Source organism: Eubacterium sp. CAG:161 (genome assembly GCF_000432355.1).
GTDB classification, from domain to species: Bacteria; Bacillota; Clostridia; order Lachnospirales; family Lachnospiraceae; genus Eubacterium_G; species Eubacterium_G segne.
On the sequence record NZ_HF991837.1, the window covers coordinates 1,913 to 3,992 of the forward strand.

Annotated in this window: 2 protein-coding genes; both read left to right on the top strand. The window is 26.3% G+C overall.

All coding sequences use genetic code 11. The features are described from left to right. Positions 1-874: hypothetical protein (locus Q5O30_RS00590; protein ID WP_302674487.1), on the top strand; the 874-nt coding region annotated here is incomplete at its 5' end. A gap of 247 nt (positions 875-1,121) precedes the next feature. Beyond that, positions 1,122-2,080 (top strand): reverse transcriptase family protein (locus tag Q5O30_RS00595; protein WP_302674488.1); only part of this gene is annotated, 959 nt, incomplete at its 3' end.

Consider the following 2,080-nt stretch of genomic DNA (forward strand, 5'->3'; position numbering starts at 1 on the left):
AAAGAGCGAACGACAATTATTTGGTAACAGGAGATTATTGCAACTTTATCCTGAAATAAAAAAAATAAATGTTGTTAATTATGATTCAGATAATTCAAGCTTGGATTTGATATATCCTTCGCATATGAATTTTAGTGTTCCATATTTAGTTTTAGTAGATATGGATAAGATATTAAAGTATTCAAGTAAATCAAAGAAATTTAAAGTAAATTCTGATAAACTCATTAATCCATTATACAATAAAGAAGTGAAACGTAAGCAAAAGTTTTTGTTTTATGGAAAAGGAGGAAAAAAGAAAAAAACGTATCATCAGCAACTACGAATTTATAAAATGTTAGAGTCGGCTCAATATATACAAGATTCAAAACATATGTATATTGATGATGCCTTTTTTGAAAAGTTAATAACAGATGTAAGAGATTATTGTATGCAATATAGAACCTTACCGGTAAGAACAACTATTGAAGGTACAATTGTAAATGAAGACAATGTTGAAATAGCAATTGATTGGTTAAAAACAAAGATTACAGATGAACATAAAAACAAATTAGAAAATATTCTAGCAAAAGAAGATATGATGAATAAAAAATATAGAGCAACTATTGTTAGATGTTGTTTAAATGGAAAATTAGATATATTAAAAAATATTACGGAAAGTGGAGTACAAAAAGATCCAATAGTAGAAAATGATATAAAATATATAAAAAGTATGATTGGTAAAAAAACAGGAGGATGGATTCAGGAATTTATAGAATTTTATTTTGAAAATTATATTGACATTATAGAGGATGAAAAGAAAAAAAACGATAAATTTAAAAAAGATTTTAAAGAGCTAAATTTTATTTTACGTCGAAGTATAGATATGTTACAATAGTGCTGATGAGTAGTAACTAAAATGCATATGTATTATGCAGCAATAATTAAGCTGATTATTGTGACCTTGAGGAGTTGTAACAAAATCATAAAAAAATTTTGTAAATGTCAAAAAACCAAGGAGTTAGTGTAGCAATTGGCTGAACCTTAAAAGAGAAGAAGAGAGAGCAGAATCGCTACGCGAGATATGAGAAGTACTCATCTAGGCTCCCTTAGGGGGCCTTTTCACATATAGGAGATATTTTAGAATGAAAATTTGGAAAATTGAAAGTGAGAAACAATTCTATGACATCATAATAAACTATGATAAAGAAAGACTAAAATTGTTGTTAACTAATAAAGATAATTATTATGGAAAACCGATAAATGTGCCCAAAAAAGATGGATACAGACAAATTTATTGTATAAATAAAGAATGTGATCTTTATAGAATACAGAAAAGAATGGTTGATAATTTTTTACAGAACATTATGGTTTCAGATAGAACGTATGGATTTGTAAAAGGAAGTAATTATTATGACTTTATGGAACCACATAAAGATTTTTATAAAAGAAATAAATATTTGAGATTGGATTTGGAAAATTTTTTTGGCTCTATATCAAAAAAGATGATTACTGATTGTTTGTTTTATTATGTCGATGAAAAAGTAATAAATAGAGATGAACTAATAAATACGATATTTGAAATTATTACTTTCAATAATACACTTATACAGGGAGCTATAACTTCCCCAATGATAAGCAACATTATATTTAGAAAATTGGATATTAGAATACAAAAGTATTGTAGAAAATATGATATAACATATACAAGATATGCAGATGATTTATTGTTTTCGGGATATAATAGTATCATTTTGAAAAAGGCTTTTTATAAAGGGATACAAAGAATTGTTGGTAGCAGAGGGTTTCAGATTAATCATTCAAAAACAAAGAGAATGAGAGAGTATATTTCTTTGAACGGATTTGTAATTGATAATGATATTAGGCTTTCTAGAAAAAAATTAGAAGAAATTAATCGAATAATTTTCTTCCTAAGTCGGAAAGAGGAATTGAAAAAAGTAAAAAAGGGTGATGTTAGTGATTTAAATATACATATTAAAGAGGAAACGAAGAGTGACACGGATAGGTTTCAAGGAAAATATGAATTATTGAATTATTTAAATGGATATAGAGCTTTTATAATTGGTGTGATGAAGTACTCTGA